17 protein-coding genes are annotated in these 15,268 nt (G+C 69.8%); 7 read left to right on the plus strand and 10 right to left on the minus strand.

Going from position 1 to position 15,268, the window contains the following annotated elements; translation table 11 throughout:
* Positions 1-33 precede the first annotated feature (33 nt).
* The gene (locus ABZS58_RS12955) at positions 34-399 is read right to left on the minus strand and encodes a metalloregulator ArsR/SmtB family transcription factor (RefSeq protein WP_354780769.1); all 366 of its coding nucleotides are present in this window, start codon (positions 397-399) and stop codon (positions 34-36) included.
* Positions 386-820, minus strand: coding sequence for an SRPBCC family protein (locus ABZS58_RS12960; RefSeq protein ID WP_354780771.1), 435 nt, complete (start codon positions 818-820; stop codon positions 386-388). The genes ABZS58_RS12955 and ABZS58_RS12960 overlap by 14 nt, the downstream gene beginning before the upstream one ends.
* 88 nt (positions 821-908) lie before the next feature.
* Between ABZS58_RS12960 and ABZS58_RS12965 the strand changes: the two genes are divergently transcribed.
* A complete protein-coding gene (locus ABZS58_RS12965) occupies positions 909-1,364 on the plus strand; it encodes a YfbM family protein (protein WP_354780773.1) in 456 nt (151 codons plus the stop codon).
* Between the two features lie 58 nt (positions 1,365-1,422).
* On the opposite strand, the gene ABZS58_RS12970 is transcribed toward ABZS58_RS12965, so the two are convergent.
* Entirely contained in the window at positions 1,423-4,902 is a 3,480-nt protein-coding gene (locus ABZS58_RS12970; protein ID WP_354780775.1) for a discoidin domain-containing protein, read from the minus strand.
* Positions 4,903-5,112: 210 nt separating this feature from the next.
* Positions 5,113-5,295 (minus strand): hypothetical protein, encoded by a 183-nt coding sequence (locus ABZS58_RS12975; RefSeq protein WP_354780777.1) that lies wholly within the window; start codon positions 5,293-5,295, stop codon positions 5,113-5,115.
* A 104-nt stretch (positions 5,296-5,399) separates the two neighbouring features.
* Between ABZS58_RS12975 and ABZS58_RS12980 the strand changes: the two genes are divergently transcribed.
* A complete protein-coding gene (locus ABZS58_RS12980; protein ID WP_354780779.1) occupies positions 5,400-5,858 on the plus strand; it encodes a MarR family transcriptional regulator in 459 nt (152 codons plus the stop codon).
* Between the two features lie 6 nt (positions 5,859-5,864).
* Here ABZS58_RS12980 and ABZS58_RS12985 read toward each other — a convergent pair whose 3' ends face one another.
* Positions 5,865-6,059 (minus strand): DUF899 family protein, encoded by a 195-nt coding sequence (locus ABZS58_RS12985; protein WP_354780781.1) that lies wholly within the window; start codon positions 6,057-6,059, stop codon positions 5,865-5,867.
* Positions 6,060-6,090: 31 nt separating this feature from the next.
* Positions 6,091-6,960, minus strand: coding sequence for a DUF2199 domain-containing protein (locus tag ABZS58_RS12990; RefSeq protein ID WP_354780783.1), 870 nt, complete (start codon positions 6,958-6,960; stop codon positions 6,091-6,093).
* A 102-nt stretch (positions 6,961-7,062) separates the two neighbouring features.
* On the opposite strand from ABZS58_RS12990, the gene ABZS58_RS12995 reads away from it, so the two are divergent.
* Together ABZS58_RS12995 and ABZS58_RS13000 are read left to right on the plus strand one after the other, a co-directional pair.
* Entirely contained in the window at positions 7,063-8,844 is a 1,782-nt protein-coding gene (locus ABZS58_RS12995) for a lysophospholipid acyltransferase (RefSeq protein WP_354780785.1), read from the plus strand.
* Positions 8,845-8,938: 94 nt separating this feature from the next.
* On the plus strand, positions 8,939-9,844 hold the full coding sequence (locus tag ABZS58_RS13000) for a serine hydrolase domain-containing protein (RefSeq protein WP_354780786.1): 906 nt from the start codon (positions 8,939-8,941) through the stop codon (positions 9,842-9,844).
* Here the strand turns inward: ABZS58_RS13000 and ABZS58_RS13005 are convergent.
* Positions 9,822-10,271, minus strand: coding sequence for a nuclear transport factor 2 family protein (locus tag ABZS58_RS13005; RefSeq protein ID WP_354780788.1), 450 nt, complete (start codon positions 10,269-10,271; stop codon positions 9,822-9,824). The genes ABZS58_RS13000 and ABZS58_RS13005 overlap by 23 nt on opposite strands.
* A gap of 78 nt (positions 10,272-10,349) precedes the next feature.
* Here ABZS58_RS13005 and ABZS58_RS13010 point away from each other — a divergent pair, with 78 nt between their 5' ends.
* Entirely contained in the window at positions 10,350-11,033 is a 684-nt protein-coding gene (locus ABZS58_RS13010; RefSeq protein ID WP_354780790.1) for a helix-turn-helix domain-containing protein, read from the plus strand.
* Between the two features lie 60 nt (positions 11,034-11,093).
* Here the strand turns inward: ABZS58_RS13010 and ABZS58_RS13015 are convergent, their stop codons facing one another.
* Positions 11,094-11,474: a hypothetical protein gene (locus tag ABZS58_RS13015; RefSeq protein ID WP_354780792.1), complete on the minus strand. Its 381-nt coding sequence runs from the start codon at positions 11,472-11,474 to the stop codon at positions 11,094-11,096.
* Positions 11,475-11,626: 152 nt separating this feature from the next.
* Positions 11,627-11,968: a hypothetical protein gene (locus ABZS58_RS13020; RefSeq protein WP_354780794.1), complete on the minus strand. Its 342-nt coding sequence runs from the start codon at positions 11,966-11,968 to the stop codon at positions 11,627-11,629.
* A 124-nt stretch (positions 11,969-12,092) separates the two neighbouring features.
* Between ABZS58_RS13020 and ABZS58_RS13025 the strand changes: the two genes are divergently transcribed.
* On the plus strand, positions 12,093-13,598 hold the full coding sequence (locus ABZS58_RS13025; protein ID WP_354780796.1) for a hypothetical protein: 1,506 nt from the start codon (positions 12,093-12,095) through the stop codon (positions 13,596-13,598).
* A 259-nt stretch (positions 13,599-13,857) separates the two neighbouring features.
* On the opposite strand, the gene ABZS58_RS13030 is transcribed toward ABZS58_RS13025, so the two are convergent.
* Positions 13,858-14,361: a hypothetical protein gene (locus ABZS58_RS13030; RefSeq protein ID WP_354780798.1), complete on the minus strand. Its 504-nt coding sequence runs from the start codon at positions 14,359-14,361 to the stop codon at positions 13,858-13,860.
* 254 nt (positions 14,362-14,615) lie between these two features.
* Between ABZS58_RS13030 and ABZS58_RS13035 the strand changes: the two genes are divergently transcribed.
* Positions 14,616-15,128 carry a hypothetical protein gene (locus ABZS58_RS13035; protein ID WP_354780800.1) on the plus strand — a complete coding sequence of 171 codons (513 nt, stop codon included), beginning with the start codon at positions 14,616-14,618 and terminating at the stop codon, positions 15,126-15,128.
* The last annotated feature ends 140 nt before the right edge of the window (positions 15,129-15,268 follow it).

A 15,268-nucleotide genomic window follows, 5' to 3' on the forward strand; every position in this document is an offset into this window, starting at 1 on the left:
CCGCCGCGCCCGGTGTACGGGGTGCGCGGCGGCTCACACCTGACGGCCACGAGGACCGGCCTGCCGCGGATCGCCGAGCCGGTCCCGCAGGGCCGTGAGCGGGCCGTCCCAGTCGCGGGCGAGGGCGGCGAGGAACTGCTGCGCCACCTTCATCGACGCGGAGTCCAGGCGGAAGCGGATCCGGCGCCGCTCGCCCGGCTCGGCGACGACGAGGCCCGCGTCCGCGAGCAGGGCCAGGTGCTTGGCGATCGCCTGCCGGGTGATCGGCAGCCGGGCGGCGAGCTGGGTGGCGGTCGCCGGGCCGCCGGCCGCGAGCGCGGCGAGGATCCCCCGCCGGCTCGGGTCGGCCAGGGCGACGAAGACCTCCTGCGCCACCGCCTCCGGGTCAGGCCTGCCCATCGAGGTATGCGACGAGCTCGCCGAGCTCGCTGGTCCAGCCCTTGGTGTTGCCCGTGTAGGCGGTCTGACCGGCCTCGCCGGGCAGCTGTGCGAAGCCGGTCTCGACCATCGTCAGCGTGGTGCCGGTGCCGGTCGGCTCCAGCGTGAACTCCACGAGGTTGCGGCGCGGATCGTCCTCGGGCAGGCCGTAGAGCGGCCAGGTGTAGGCGAAGACGCGCGGCGGCTCGACGCGCTCGATGGTCAGGCTGGCGGTGTCGCCGCTGTCCCAGATGAGCTTGGCCTTTCCGCCGACCCGGAGGTCGATCTCGGCGCGGTTGCCGAACCAGGTGCCGAGGCCCTCGGCGGTGGTCAGCGCCGCCCACACCTTCTCCGGCGAGTGGGCCAGCTGCAGCGTGCGTTCGATCCGGTCGGGAAACGTCATGTCGACCTCCATATAGCAACCAATCAGTTGCTACGAACGTATAGCAATCTGATGGTTGCGTCAACCTGCGGTGCGTACGATCCCGGGCATGTTGGGAGTGCACTTCGCCGTCACGGCGGAGCAGGAGAAGGCGCTGCTCAAGGCAGCCAGGAACGACGAGGTGGGCGACCTCGTCGAAGACCTTGGGGAGGACTGGGACGACGAGTCCATGAAGGTCGACTCCGACAAGGCGTGGGATGCCCTGCACCGCTGTCTGGGCGACGAGTACCCGCTGTCGCACGCGATCCTCGGCGGGGAGGACCTGCACGAGGAGTACTGGGTCGTGCACGTCACCGCCGAACAGGTGCGCGACGTGGCGGCGGCCCTGCGCGGTCTGGACCGGGCGTGGCTGCGCGAGCGGTTCGACGCGTTCGACAAGGACGACTACGCCGGCGCCGGCGACGACCGGGACTTCGAGTACACCTGGGGGAACTTCGCCGACATCCGGGCGTTCTACGACCGGGCCGCCACCGCCGGCCGGGCGGTCGTCTTCACCGCGATGTGAAAGCGTGATGTGAAAGGGGGCGGCACCGCGACGCGGCACCGCCCCCGGTCATGGTGGGTCAGCTGACGGGCTCGACCCAGATGTTGCGGTAGTACAGGTTCGCGCCGGCGTCACCGTGGTCCTGCAGACGGATCTTGCCGGTGCCCGGGCCCTCGGCGGCGCCGTTGCCGGTCGGACCGTCGATGGCCACGTTGTTGTGCACGGTCACGCCGTTCCACACGACGGTGACCCGGGCGTTCTCGGTCTTCGTCGTGCCGTTGTAGCGGGCCGCGCGGAACGTCACGTCATACGTCTGCCACGTCTCCGGTGCGGTCGCCGCGTTGCTCGTGGCCGCGATCTTGTTGTAGATCGACGCACAGGTGTCGATGCCGGGTGCCGAGGCGACCCCGTACGAGTCGAGCACCTGCAGCTCGTAGCGGTCCTGCAGGTAGATGCCGCTGTTGGACCTCTGCTGCCCGGTGACGTTGCCGGGCAGGTTCGGCAGCCAGAACTCGATGTGCAGCTTGAAGTCGCCGAAGCTCTCCTTGCTGCGGATGTCGCCACCGAACACCTCGACGCCGCCGTTGCCGAGCGGCCACGTGACCGCGCTGCCGCCGGAGCCCTCGAAGTTGTTCATGTTCGAGCCGTTGAACAGCACCACCCGGCCCGGGTCGGCGCCGCCTGACGCGTACGCCTCGAACTCGTAGACGCGGGCGGCGCCGTTGCCGTCGCTGGCCGGCGTGGTGATGTTGAGCCGCAGGTACCGCGCCTGCACGGCGGTGAAGTCGTGCGTCGTGGAGCTCAGGACGTTGCCGGTGACGGTTGCCACGGTCGTCCACGAGGTGCCGTTGGTGCTGTACTGCAGGTTGAAGTCGCGGGTGTTCCAGGCGTTGTTCTCCCCGCCGGCGCCGGCGTGCTTGAGCACGATCCGGCCCACGCTCTGGGTGGAGCCGAGGTCGACCTGCATCCACTTCGTCGCGCCCAGCGAGCACCACTTGTCGGTGTTGCCGCCGTTGACGGTGCCGTTGACCGCCTGCGCCGGTGCCTCCGCCGCGGCGCACGAGCTGTCGGCGGTGGCGGTCTTGTTCAGCGCCAGGTTCCCGGTGGCCGGCGGCGCCGTACCCCCGTACACCTCGAGCTCATAGATCCGGGCGGCGGCATTGCCGTCACTGGCCGGCGTGGTGACGTTGACCCGCACATAGCGGGCCTGTGTCGAGGCGAAGTTGTGCGTGGTCGTGCTGGCCGTGTTGCCGGTGACCGTCGCGACCGTCGTCCACGCGGTGCCGTTCGTGCTCACCTGGACGTTGAAGTCGCGGGTGTTCCAGGCCGTGTTCTCACCGCCGGTGCCGGCGTGCTGCAGCACGACCTTGTTGATGGCCTGGGTGGTGCCGGTGTCGACCTGTAGCCACTTCGTGGCGCCCTGCGAGCACCACTTGTCGAGGTTGCCGTTGGTGGTGGTGCCGTTGACGGCGCGGGCCGCCTTCTCCGACGTGGAGCAGTTGCTGTCGGACGTGGCGGGCTTGCCCAGCGCCAGGTTGACCGGCGGGACCTGGCCGGGGATGGCGTTGAGCGTGTACCAGACCTCGGTGCTCCACAGCGACTGGCCGTTGGCGGCGGCGAACGGCCGGGGGGAGCGGATGTGCACGACCCGGCCGGCCTTGAGGCCCGGGATGACCAGGGTGACCTTCTTGCTGTCGGCCGACAGGGTCGCCGAGGACACCGTCAGGGTCTCCTCGTCGACCTTCGGGCCGCCGTAGGCCGCGGTCGGCACGTAGCGCCACTGCTTCACCTTGTACTTGGCGGCCAGGGCCGTGGCGGTGGCCGCCGACAGCGGCTGGGTGTATTCGATCTCGAACCCGTTCGCCGTCGCCTTGGTGTTGAGCATGTCGAACGTGTTGCCGCCGTTGGGGGCGAGCTTCTGCAGGCCGTAGGTGAGCTTGCCGGACTGGCCCCAGTTGCCGCCGGCGCCGAGGCCACCGACGTAGATCGCGCCGTCCGGTCCGAGCGCGACCTCGGAGATGCCGGCCTCGAGGCCCTGCGTCATCCGGTACAGCGCGCCCTGGTACTCGCCGTTGACCTTCTCCACGTTGGCCCGCTGCAGGCCGCCGTAGGTGACGTCACCGATGAGGAACTGCCCGGCGTAGATGCCGCTCGGCATGTACAGCGGGGTGCTCGGCGAGTTGCCGATCTCGTTCTGCGGCAGCCACAGCACCGGCTGGGTGACCGGCTGGTCGTCGAACAGTGCCTGCGGGTTGAGGTAGTGGTTGAAGAAGCGGCCCTGCTTGATGTGCAGCAGCTTCGACGACGGCTGGTAGCCGCCCTGGTTGTCGGTGACGAAGATGCCGCCCTCCGGGCCCCAGCCGATGCCGTGCGGGGTGCGCAGGCCGCCGGCGACGTAGGTGAACGTCCCGTCCGCCGGGTTGATCTTGATGGTGGTGCCCCGGTTCACGACACCCTGCGGGTTCGTGGTGGCGCCGCCGTAGTCGATCGACACCGACAGGTTCAGGTAGAAGAAGCCCGCCTCGTACAGCAGGCCGAACGCGAACGAGTGGAAGTTGCCGTCGAACGGCATCGTCGCGACGGTCTGGTACTGGTCGGCGACCTCGTCACCGTTGGTGTCGACGAGGCGGGTCAGCCGCTGCTTCTCCGACACGTACACCACACCGTTGACGACCTTCAGGCCCATCGGCTCCTTGAGGTTGCTGCCGATGCGCTTGGTCGTGATGTTCGCGGGCGAGGTCGTGCCGCCGGTGTTGCTGAGGATGAACACCTCGCCGGCCTGCGACGTGCCGGACTGGTCGCTGCCGCCCCAGGTGCAGATGACCAGGCGGCCGTCGGGGAGCCAGTCCATGCCGGTGACCTTCGGCTGGAACGACGCGTTGGGGCGCAGGTTCGTCAGCGTGAAGTTGGGGTTCACCGCGGTGAGCGGCAGGCCGTCGCCGGGGGAGTCGCCGGCCGTCTCGCACTCCTTGCGGCCGGGCGCGGTGACCCGCACGACGCCGGCATCGGTGCTGAGCACCGAGTTGGGCACCGTCACGAACGACGACGAGCCGGGCGTCTGCCACTGCAGCGTCAGCTGCTGGCCGCCGCCGGCCTCGAAGAACTCGATGAGCAGCGAGTGGTACCCGGTGCCCAGCTGGACGGCGCCGTCCTTGGTGGTCGCGCCGTGCAGCCCGTCGTGGTTGATGACAACGTTGTCATCGATGCTGAGACGCGAGCCGTCGTCGCTGATCAGCCGGAACGTGTAGCTGCCGGCCGTGGCGATGTTGACGTTGCCGATGACCTGCGACGTGAAGTTGTCCTCGAGGCCGAACTGGGCCGAGGTCGTCCAGTCGATCGTCGGCATCAGCTTGTCGACGTTCGGCGTCTGCGCGGGCTTGAGCGTGCAGAGGCCGCTCAGGGGTGTCTGCAGGTCGAAGGTGCGCAGGGTGACGCCGGGCTCCTGTGGCGGAGGAGCCGCGGAAGCGCCGGCCGAGGGCAGGACCAGCGCTGAGAACAGCAGGGTGGAGGCGAGCGCACCCATGATCGGGATGCGCGTGCGCCGGGGCGGGACGGACACGGTTCCTCCAGGGAGAGCGGGACGCTCCGCCGGAGGCACGGCAGTCGCCCAGGAGGGCGTGCTCGGACAACAGGCGGAACATCGCAATCGATGTCCTGCGGGTTGCCTGGCACGCCGATGCCTGGCGCGGTCAATCTATGAGGCTTTCATTTCCGTGTCTAGATGTTTCGTTCGCGATCAGCGAACTTTCTCTCAACATCGACAGAAGATTTAAGACGAGGCGGTCCGCTTGAAGTTCTCCCGCATCCGCTTGTACTGCGCCTTGGCCTCCGGGCTCCACCCCTGGATCGCGCCCTCGACGGTGGCTGGGCCGAAGACCTGGAACATCGCGTCGCCGAAGCGGTCCTTCTTGGGTTCCGCCGGGTTGCTGCGGGAGCGCTTGAACTTCCACATGACAACTCCTTAGTGTACTAAACATTAGTGCGCTATCAGTGTGCCACAGGCCGGGCCGTCTCCGACAGGGTCGTAGGCTGGCCGAAGGACCCACCGGAGGTGTGATGACCCACTCGACCGAGCTGGACAACCCGCTCGCCCTGGAGCATCAGGTGTGCTTCGCGCTCGCCGTCGCCTCCCGGACGGTCATCGCCGTCTACCGCCCGCTGCTCGACCCGATGGGCCTCACGCACCCTCAGTACCTGGTGATGCTGGCGCTGTGGCAGCACTCGCCGCTGTCGCTCAACGAGCTCGCCCGGCTGCTGCAGCTCGACCCCGCCACGCTGTCGCCGCTGCTGAAGCGGCTGCAGGCGGCCGGATACATCACGCGGGAGCGCGCCGCCACCGACGAGCGGATCCTCGCGGTCGGCCTCACCGAGGAGGGCCGCGCGCTGCGGGCCGAGGCGGAGAAGATCCCACCGGCGATCGTCGCCCGCCTCGGCATGCCGATCGAGCGGCTCCAGCAGCTGCACGCCGCGCTGACCGAGGTCATCGCCGCCGCCACCACACCCCCGGCCGGCTGACAGCGCTCACGTGAAGAACGGCGACGGGCCGCGGGCGTCGAAGCGGTACTCCTTGTCGACGCGCACCATCGGCAGCTCGCGGCGCCGCGTGTTCAGCGCGTCCCTCGCCCGCAGCGCCGCCTTCTCGCGGTGGAGCAGTTCCTTGCGCGCGACCAGCCACGCCTCGCGCGACACGACATCCGGAAGGTTGTAGTCACCCATACCCACACGACGAACGGGGCGACGCGGAAATCTACACCTCGCCGTGGAACCGCACGGACCGCCACGTGTGCAGCGCCCACTCGTGGTCGGCCGGGTCGTCGTGGACGCAGGTGACGCTGAGCATGCTGCCGGGGCGGATCACCAGGCCGTACAGCTCGTGCTGCGCGCCGGCCACCATCCAGCGGGCGTGCCGCAGCTCGCCGCCGTCGCGCTCGGTGAGCCGCCCGTCGGCGGCCGGTGCCCCCTCGATCATGGTGGCCAGCACCTCGTCGACGGTCTGTGCCCGGTCGGTGCCGAAAATGTCGAGGATGACGGTGCGCCCCGGCCCGACGAACCGCAGCGACTCCTCGTGCAACCTGACGGTGAACCCGGCGCCGCGCTCGACCGACCAGTCGTCGCTCACCCGAGCCTGGATCGGCACCGGCAGCGCGGTCGCAAGGGACCCGAGCACGGTGTCGCGGTCCCACTCGTCGGCGATGACTCGCCCGAGTGTCGCATGTGGACTCGCCACCACGTAGGGGATCTCGTCGGCCTTGCGGACCGCGACCCGCACGGGCGCGTCGAGGATGGCCTGCCCCCACGGCTGGATCGCGTTGGCGAGGGTGCCGTCGAGCTCCAGCGACGGGTAGTCCGCCGTCCGCCAGACCTCCCGCGCGTGCCGCAGGTCGTCGGGGTGCACGCTGAGCCACGTCCCGAACGTCAGCAGCATCCCACCGGACAGGTGCACCGGCAGCAGGCACCGCACGAACGCCCCGAAGCCGTAGACCTCCAGCAGCGGCTCCCTGCCCCATTCCTCCCGGGGCGCGTCGAGCAACACGTCGGGCAGCAGCACCCGCACGTCCAGCTGCGCCGGATCGAGCCCGCTCCCGCACAGCCGGCACGAAGGATCATGGTCCGCCACCCGCCCAACGCTACAGGCCTCGGCGGGACGCGTCGCTGTCGCGGACCTCGGTTGTTGACGGGATCGGTCGCTGCTCCCAGACTGGCACGACGGAGGTGGTTGATGTCCTCGGACACCCCTGAGGTCGCCCAGTTGCTGGCCGATGACGGCTTCACCGGCCGGCTGGCCGAGCTGGCCGGCTCGCTCGGGCGCGACCGGGGTGAGGTGACGGCCGAGGCCGCCGGCTATCTGCGCGAGATGGGCGCGATGCACACCGCGCGGGCGATGGGCGCCTGGTCCAGGTTCACGACGTGGATGTTCCGCGCGCACGAGCTGGTCGTGGACGAGGAGGCCGCGCGGCGGCTGCAGCAGCTGGACCAGAAGTATTCACTGCTGTTCCTGTTCTCCCACCGGTCCTACCTGGACGGTGCGGCGGTCCCGGTGGCGCTGGACCGGCACGGGCTCAGCCCGGCGTTCACGCTCGGCGGGGCCAACCTCAACCTCTTCCCCGTCAACCATGTGGCGCGCCGCTCCGGCATCGTCTACATCCGCCGGGCGACGCAGGACCAGCCGGTGTACCGGTTCACGTTGCGCGCCTACATCGGCCGGCTGATCCGCAACAGGCAGAACCTCAGCTGGTCCATCGAGGGCGGCCGGACCCGCACGGGCAAGCTGCGGCCACCGACCTACGGCATCCTGCGCTACGTGACCGACGCGCTCGACGCCGCCCCCGACGCCGAGGCGCTGATCGTCCCGGTGTCCATCGTGTACGAGCAGCTGCACGAGGTCGGCGCGATGACCGCGGAGGCGCGCGGGGCGAGGAAGCGACCCGAGGACGTCCGCTGGCTGGTCAACTTCGCCCGGCTGCAGGCCAACCGGCTCGGCCGGGCCTACCTGGACTTCGGTGAGCCGGTCCCGCTCCGCGAGCGGATGGCCGAGCTGCGCGACGGCGACCAGCAGGGCCGGCACGTCGTCGAGCGGATCGCCCTGGACACGTCGCACCGCATCAACCAGGCGACCCCGGTCACCGTCACCGCGGTCGTCTGCCTCGCGATGCTGGCCGCCGACCGGGCGCTCACCCTGGACGGGGTGCTGCGGACCATCGCGCCGATGGCGGCCTACATCGAGTCCCGGCGCCGGCCGGTCGCCGGCGCGGCGGACCTCACCGACCGGGACACGGTCAGCCGCACCCTCCGGGAGCTGGTCGCGTCCGGGGTGCTCACGAGCTACGACGGCGGCACCGACACGGTGTGGGCGATCGGGCCGGGCCAGCACCTGGTGGCCGCGTTCTACCGCAACACGGCCATCCACCTGCTGGTCGACCGGGCGATCGGGGAGCTCGCCCTGGTCGCCGCAGCCGAAGGCGGCCCGGACGGCCTGACGACGGCGACCGAGGAGGCGATGCGCCTACGCGACCTGCTGAAGTTCGACTTCTTCTTCGCCCGCCGCCGGGACTTCGCCGAGCAGATGGCGCTGGAGCTGGCGATCATCGAGCCCGGCGACGGCAGCGGGCTGCGCGAGTTCACCCCGGCCGACGCGCGCCACTGGCTGCGGCACGGCAAGCCGCTGGTCGCCCCGCTGGTGCTGCGGCCGTTCCTCGACGCCTACCACCTGGTCGCCGACCGGCTCGCCGCCGTGGAGGACGACGAGATCGACGAGCCGCGCTTCCTCGACGAGTGCCTGCGTGTCGGCCGGCAGTGGGCGTTGCAGGGGCGGCTGGCCAGCGAGGAGTCGGTGTCGCTGGAGCTGTTCAAACCGGCGCTACAGCTGGCCCGGCACCGCGGGCTCCTCGACCCGGGCACGCCGGAGCTGCGCCGGCGCCGGGCGGACTTCCGCGACGAGCTGCGCGAGACGGTCCGCCGGGTGGCCGTGGTCGCGGAGCTGGTGCGGCAACCGCCCGCATAGCGGCTGTGCTCGCTCAGGACGTCGACGCCGGGGAAAACCGGCGCCGGGTCCACAACGGACACGGCCGGACGCGTCGCCCCGCTACGATCCATCGGTGGACGACGACCTCCTCGACGGCTTCATCACCGCCAACGACGAGCGCGGCCTCGGCGTGTACGGGGTTCACGTGCACCGTGAGGGCGGCGACCCCGTGCAGCGGCGGGTCAGGTCCGACGACCGCGTCAACCTGTACTCGGTGTCCAAGACGTTCACGTCGGTCGCGCTCGGCATCGCGGAGGCCGAAGGCCGGCTGAGCGTCGACGACCGGCTCCTGGACCACTTCCCGGAGCTGCGCGCTGTGGCGGCCGACGGGTTCGAGGCGGTCACCCTTCGGCAGCTGGCGTCGATGTCCAGCGGCACCAGCCACGAGTGGTTCGCCGACATGCGGGTCGACGCGCCGGACCTGCTGCGCGAGATCGTCGCCGCGCCGATGAGCGCCGAGCCGGGGACCCGGTTCGCCTACACCGACTCAGGTCCGTACGCGATCGGCCGCGTCATCGCGAGAGCCACCGGCGCCGACGTGCGCGCCTTCCTCACCCCGCGCCTGTTCGCGCCGCTGGACCTGCACAACCCCGCCTGGCACACCTGCCCGCTCGGGTTCCCGTTCGCGGCGAGCGACCTGTTCCTGCGGACCGCCGAACTCGCCCGCTTCGCGAGGCTGCTGCTGCAGGACGGCGAGTGGGACGGCAAGCGGATCGTGCCGGCGGACTACGTGCGGCGGATGGTGGCCGACCCCGCCGGCACCGGCGCCCTCGAGGGTGAGGGCGAGCGGTTCACGCACGGCTACGGGCTCGGCGTCTGGCTCGACCGCGACGGGATGTTCCGGATGGACGGCCGCTACGGGCAGTACGCCGTGATCTGCCCGCGGCGGCGGGCGGCCGTCACCGTCACCGCGCACTCCGAACGCGAGGTCGACCTGCTCGAAGCGATCCACGGCCTCATCCTGGACCGGCTGCCGTAGCCCTGGCCTTGACAGCCGCGACCAGATCGTCGAGGCCGCCACGGATCGCGGCGCCGGTGGCGTGGTCGAAGTAGTCGCGGGACTCGACGATCTCGCCGTCGCGGACCCGCATCACGAAGATGCCCGGCAGCGTGAAGGGCACCCCGTCGGCGGTCCCCTCGTAGGCGAACTCGGCGACGATGACCTCGGGGTCGGTCGTCTCGTGGACGGTGATGCCGGTGGCCCGGCGCTCGATGCGCGGCCCGGCACCGGCCGGCGGCGGCGTGAAGTGCTCGCGGAGCTCGTCGCGGCTGCGCAATGCCGGGGCGCGGTGCGGGTCGAACGGGTGCACGACGTGCGTCCACTCCGCATACAGCTCGGGCAACTCCGCCCACCGCCCCGCCGCGACCCCGTCGACGAGCTTCCGGAAGACGTCCTGCGGGCGCATGGCGAGCACCTTTCGCTACGATGCGGAGTCTGGACTCCGAATATATGGAGTCCAGACTCCGGATGTCAACGTGGAGGCATGATGACCGGACGCGTCCAGCGCGTCGACGCGCGGGCCAACCGCGAACGCATCCTCGACGTCGCCGAGGACGTCTTCGGCACCGGCGGCAAGGCCGCGTCGACAGAGGAGGTGGCCCGTCGCGCCGGCGTCGGCATCGCTACCGTCTTCCGGCACTTCCCGACCAAGGCCGCGCTCGTCGAGGCCGTCCTGGTGCGGCGCTTCGACCGCCTGCGCACCCGTGCCGAGACCCTCCTCGCCGCCCCCGGCGCGGGCCCCGCCTTCTACGGCTTCTTCACCGAACTGGTCGCCGATGCCGCCACGAAGATCGCCATCGGCGAGGCCCTGCACGACCTGGCCGGCGACGACGGCGCCGGTGAAGCAATGGCCGCCTCCCTCGCCCTGCGCCGCACCTTCGGCACCCTGCTGCAGCAGGCCCAACGCGCCGGCGCCGTCCGCGACGACGCCGAACTTCCCGAGGTGTACGCCCTGCTCGTCGCCACCTCCCGGGCGGCGTCGCAGCCGCACATCGACGAAGACGTACGGACGCGGATGCTCGCCATCGTCTTCGACGGCCTCGCCGGAAAACCCCAGGACGGCGCACGCCCACATGGTCTGCGGTCGAGCGATCGCCAGACCGGCCGCAGCGGTGTGCAGGGCGTGATGATCGCCGGCGCGCCCAGCGCGCCCGATCGGCGGCCATGAGAGTGCAGAGATCGTGGCCCGGCACGGAGTTGCGTCCGCAGAACTTTGCCGTGCGGCAGTTTACCGTGGTGGATGTAGAGCGTTCTGGCTCGGCTGATGTGGGACGACGACGATCTGGTGGTCGTCCTCGTAGATGATCTGCCCAGGATCGGCGTCGCGGACAACGGCACAGGCAATGCCATGAGCGCTGAGAATCGGCAGGTAGACGTACATACGGTCGACCAGGTGGCAGGCGGTCGGCTTGAACCAGGCGGCTGCGCACGGGTGTAGGTCCCGGTTGTAGACGGTCGGGTCGATCTGCGACGGATCGGTGTAAGCCGCCTCGAACCATGCATGTGTCATCGCGACGAGCCGTCGTTCGGCAGGTGTCAGCTGTCCTTCCCGGACGAGGCTGTTGACGAGGCCATAGATGCCGCGGAACACTCCGCGCTCGTTCTTCACCGGCGATTGGAACCGCACGTACCGCGGTGGATCGTCCACCATCTCAGCGTATCGACGAGCGGCGGGGGACAGGACGCGGACGGCGGGAGATCCGGATGCCAAGATCTGCCGTGGTCGTATCAACGTGGTGAGCCCTGCACGCCTGCCGTCTATCAGTACCGAAACGGTCCGTCCGAGCCTTCCGGCCAGACGATCACCGGCATGGAGTCGTCGTCCGTCAGGTCTCGCTTCGCGATGACCGCGGACCTGTCGATGCCGAAATCGCGGAGCACGCTGACCGCCACCAGCAGAGCGGCACCCCAGTGCTGCGCTCGCACCAGCGCGAAGACGTTCATCGTCCCGCTGCCGATGTCGCCTCCGTCGACGAGACCGTACCCCTTCGCGTCGAACGTCCGGTCGAGCTCGTCTTCCAAGCGATGCCGAACACCGAGGTCGTCGTCGCTGATACCCATAGGAACCTGTACAACCAGTTGCAACGTCATATCGTCATCCACCCGCGCAGCGTGCCACAGCTGGCTCCGGACACGCCCTTCAAGCACGACCCGCCGCCGAAAGAACCGTCACGCATCGCAGTGATCCGTATCGCGGCTATGAGCGTGCACCTGTCGATGTGCGGCGATGGTGTGCATGGTCGATGTCTGCGACGATCACGGGATGCGTCGGTCTCCGCACCGTTTGACCGTGGTCGAACATCGTGTCCGGGCGGGGTTCTTCACGGGTTCCGAGATCGATCTTTCGGGTCGGCCCGCCGCTGTGCGGGCTTCGTTGCTCGCCGATCTGCTGAGCCGCCCGGTCGACCGGACGGTGCACCCGCGGGCGGCGTTGCGGCTGCGCGGCGCCACTGTCACCGGTCGCCTCGATGTAGCGCATGCCGACGTGGCGGTCCCGGTACACATGCGCGACTGCCGGTTCGACGGCCCCGTCGACGTGTCCGGTGCGCGGCTGACCAGCCTGCATCTGATCGGCTGCCGGTTGCCTGGGCTGCAGGGTCGGCTGGTCGACGTGCGGGGAGACGTGCGCTGCGAGGAGAGCGTTATCGCCGGTCCCGTCGACCTCCGCGACGCGCGGGTCGGAGGGGACCTGGACCTCGATCGGGCGCAGGTGCGCAACCCGGGCGGAAACGCCATTGCGGCCGCACGTCTGGTCGTCGGCGGCAGCCTGCGAGGCGTTGGCCTGCACGCGGACGGCGAGCTGTGGTTGGGCGGCGCACAGGTGGGCGGGAATCTGTTGCTCGACGGTGCAGTACTGAACAACCCATCCGGGCGGGCGATCGGTGCCGACCGGCTGTGCGTGGGCGGCAACCTGCGCGCCGGCGCGGGGTTCACCGCCGAAGGCGATCTGCTGTTGATTCACCTCGAGGTCGGCGGTCAGCTCTGGTTCGTTGATGCCACCCTGCACAGCCCCGACCGGTGGGCACTGCATCTGGGCGGCAGCTCGGCCAGCAGCGCGTGGCTGTGTTTCAGGAAGGCCCCGGTCGGTCGGGTGCGCCTTTCCGGCCTGCGGGTCGACACACTGTTCGATGATCCGCAGGTCTGGCCGGCCGCGTTGGACCTGGTCGGCTGTACCTATCGATTGCTGGTGTCCCGCAGGTTCGACGCCAGCTCCGGGGAACCCGCCGGACTGCTGACCCTCAACGTCCGGCAGCGGTTGGAATGGCTGCGCCGCAGTCCCGACGGGTACACGCCCCAGCCGTATGAGCAACTGGCCGAGGCATACCGCCGCGACGGCCAGGACGCCGAGGCCCGCCGGGTCCTGCTGGAGAAGCAGCGCCGTCGACGAGCGACGCTGCCCTGGCCCGGACGGCTGGCCGGCTACGTACTCGACGGACTGGTGGGATACGGCTACCGGACCTGGCTCGCCGGACTCTGGCTGCTCGGCTGCTGGGCAGCGGGCACGGCCGCGTTCACCGCATGGCCTCCGCCGGCCAGCAACCCGGCGGAGGCGCCAGAACGCAACCCGGCCCTATACGCGCTGGATCTACTGCTGCCCATCATCGACCTCGGCCACGACACCGCGTGGAAGCCGACAGGAGCCACGCAATACATCGCCGCGGCCCTGGTCGTCATGGGCTGGACCCTAACCACAGCCGTAGTCGCCGGCCTCACCCGCCTCGTCAACCGCTAACACCCTCGCCCACTGGGAACGAAGCTTGAACAGCTGCTACCGCCTGCGGCCGGGTAGGTCAGACGCATTGCTGAGCCTGGCCCCTCAGCACCGTGCGAGCACCTCGTCGGCGCACACGGCTCAGGTCAAAGGGAACGTGGTGCTCGATCTTGTTGGGCATCCAGGTCCGGCCGCGGCCGTTGGAGACTGGCTGATCGGTTCACTTGATCGCAAGCGCCCAGATCTCGGCTATGAGCGTGCACCTGATCCAGGCGCTCACTCAGCTTGACGCAAGCGGCTTGTCGGGCCATGGATCCGGTGGCGGTCCTGCTGACAGTGACGGTCCGTACGGCGTGTGACCCGCTCGAAATCGCCTGAGGTGGTTGACCGTCGAGATCAGGATGCGCTCGAACAGCGCGGGCTCCTCGCCCAGGCGCCCGCTGTAGCGATCAGGGTGCTGCTCCACCTCGAGGCCGGTGAAGACGGCAGACGCACCAGAGGTATCGACACTGACCTGCGCCTCGTAGACCTGGTGGCCGGTCCATGACCGCCACAGTCTCAGCACATCCGCGTCGTTGAGATGCGCCAGCCATCGGATCTCCATGTCGAAGAAGCCGAGCCCGTCGCGCAGCAGCCCAACCGTGTCCGCGTCCAAGGTAAGGCGGGGTACGTGACCGGTCAGGTGCAGCGCCAGCGCGGGATGAACCTTGGCCGCGCTTCGCTCGGTGAACAACGGACGCAGATCTTCAGCCGGCACGCCTCGCATTGCCCAATCGTCGCGCATCCGCACATCGGCCGTGTCAGGCCACGAAGGCGTGGGCACAGGTCACCCTCTGTCGCGGGCAGCAACTGGCGCCGCGTAACAGACGTGCGGACACCTGAACATCCTGCGCGACGCGGTTCGCGCGCGAATGTGCTCGAGGGGTCGGGCGGTCGAGGGGCGCTGTACGGGATGCCGGTCCTCATCGCGTCGCGGGTACAACCACATCCACCATGCCAGCGACCAGCGCGTGCCCGTTGTGCTTCATGATGGCTGGCATGCCGGACCGCGCTGTGCCGATCCCGCCGCCGGTGACCCGGCGACTGCGGTCATTGGCGACGTTGGAGCTCGTCAACGTCCCGCTGCAAGCGGGTGTGTGGTTCGGCCTGATCGGCCTGCCGGCCACGGCGGCGAATCTGGCCGGGTTCGCCTTGTTCGCGCTGCTGCTCGTGGAGGGCGCCGGCTACTGGATGGCGAAGCTGCGCCAGCTCCGCGGTCCCGTTCGGGACCTGCCCGCCTGGCGGGTGTTCCGCGCGGCGCGGGTCGCCAACCCGCTCGTGCTGGCGGCCGGGCTCGCGGTCACCGGCCACGCCGTGATCGCCGATCCGGGCCGGGGGACGTGGCCGGGGCTCGGGTTCGCAGCCTTCGCCGTCCTGGAGCACGTCAACTACTTCCACGTGCAGCTCATGCACGACACTTCGGCCGACCTGCGCCGGCTACGGTCGGTCGGCCTGCGCCGCTCCCATCTGGCCCGCGACCTACGCCGGGCCGGGTCGAAGCATTCCGGGTGACCCGGGGTTGCTGACCTCATCTGTCTGCTTGAAGTCCTGAGGCATTTCAACGAACTCGCGTTCCATGGCGTCCCACAGAACCTCTCGCCCGTCCACGACGATCATGCCCATGTACTCGCGTAGCGGCACCGGGTACTCGC

The sequence above is a fragment of the Dactylosporangium sp. NPDC005555 genome, from assembly GCF_040605635.1.
GTDB lineage: Bacteria > Actinomycetota > Actinomycetes > Mycobacteriales > Micromonosporaceae > Dactylosporangium.

What these genes read in the sequence shown, in the direction of transcription:
- ABZS58_RS12955 (WP_354780769.1), bottom strand. Translation starts at nt 399, where the DNA reads ATGGGCAGGCCTGACCCGGAGGCGGTGGCGCAGGAGGTCTTCGTCGCC.
- ABZS58_RS12960 (WP_354780771.1), bottom strand. Translation starts at nt 820, where the DNA reads ATGACGTTTCCCGACCGGATCGAACGCACGCTGCAGCTGGCCCACTCG.
- ABZS58_RS12965 (WP_354780773.1), top strand. Translation starts at nt 909, where the DNA reads ATGTTGGGAGTGCACTTCGCCGTCACGGCGGAGCAGGAGAAGGCGCTG.
- ABZS58_RS12975 (WP_354780777.1), bottom strand. Translation starts at nt 5,295, where the DNA reads ATGTGGAAGTTCAAGCGCTCCCGCAGCAACCCGGCGGAACCCAAGAAG.
- ABZS58_RS12980 (WP_354780779.1), top strand. Translation starts at nt 5,400, where the DNA reads ATGACCCACTCGACCGAGCTGGACAACCCGCTCGCCCTGGAGCATCAG.
- ABZS58_RS12985 (WP_354780781.1), bottom strand. Translation starts at nt 6,059, where the DNA reads ATGGGTGACTACAACCTTCCGGATGTCGTGTCGCGCGAGGCGTGGCTG.
- ABZS58_RS12995 (WP_354780785.1), top strand. Translation starts at nt 7,063, where the DNA reads ATGTCCTCGGACACCCCTGAGGTCGCCCAGTTGCTGGCCGATGACGGC.
- ABZS58_RS13005 (WP_354780788.1), bottom strand. Translation starts at nt 10,271, where the DNA reads ATGCGCCCGCAGGACGTCTTCCGGAAGCTCGTCGACGGGGTCGCGGCG.
- ABZS58_RS13010 (WP_354780790.1), top strand. Translation starts at nt 10,350, where the DNA reads ATGATGACCGGACGCGTCCAGCGCGTCGACGCGCGGGCCAACCGCGAA.
- ABZS58_RS13025 (WP_354780796.1), top strand. Translation starts at nt 12,093, where the DNA reads ATGGTGTGCATGGTCGATGTCTGCGACGATCACGGGATGCGTCGGTCT.
- ABZS58_RS13030 (WP_354780798.1), bottom strand. Translation starts at nt 14,361, where the DNA reads ATGCGCGACGATTGGGCAATGCGAGGCGTGCCGGCTGAAGATCTGCGT.
- ABZS58_RS13035 (WP_354780800.1), top strand. Translation starts at nt 14,616, where the DNA reads ATGCCGGACCGCGCTGTGCCGATCCCGCCGCCGGTGACCCGGCGACTG.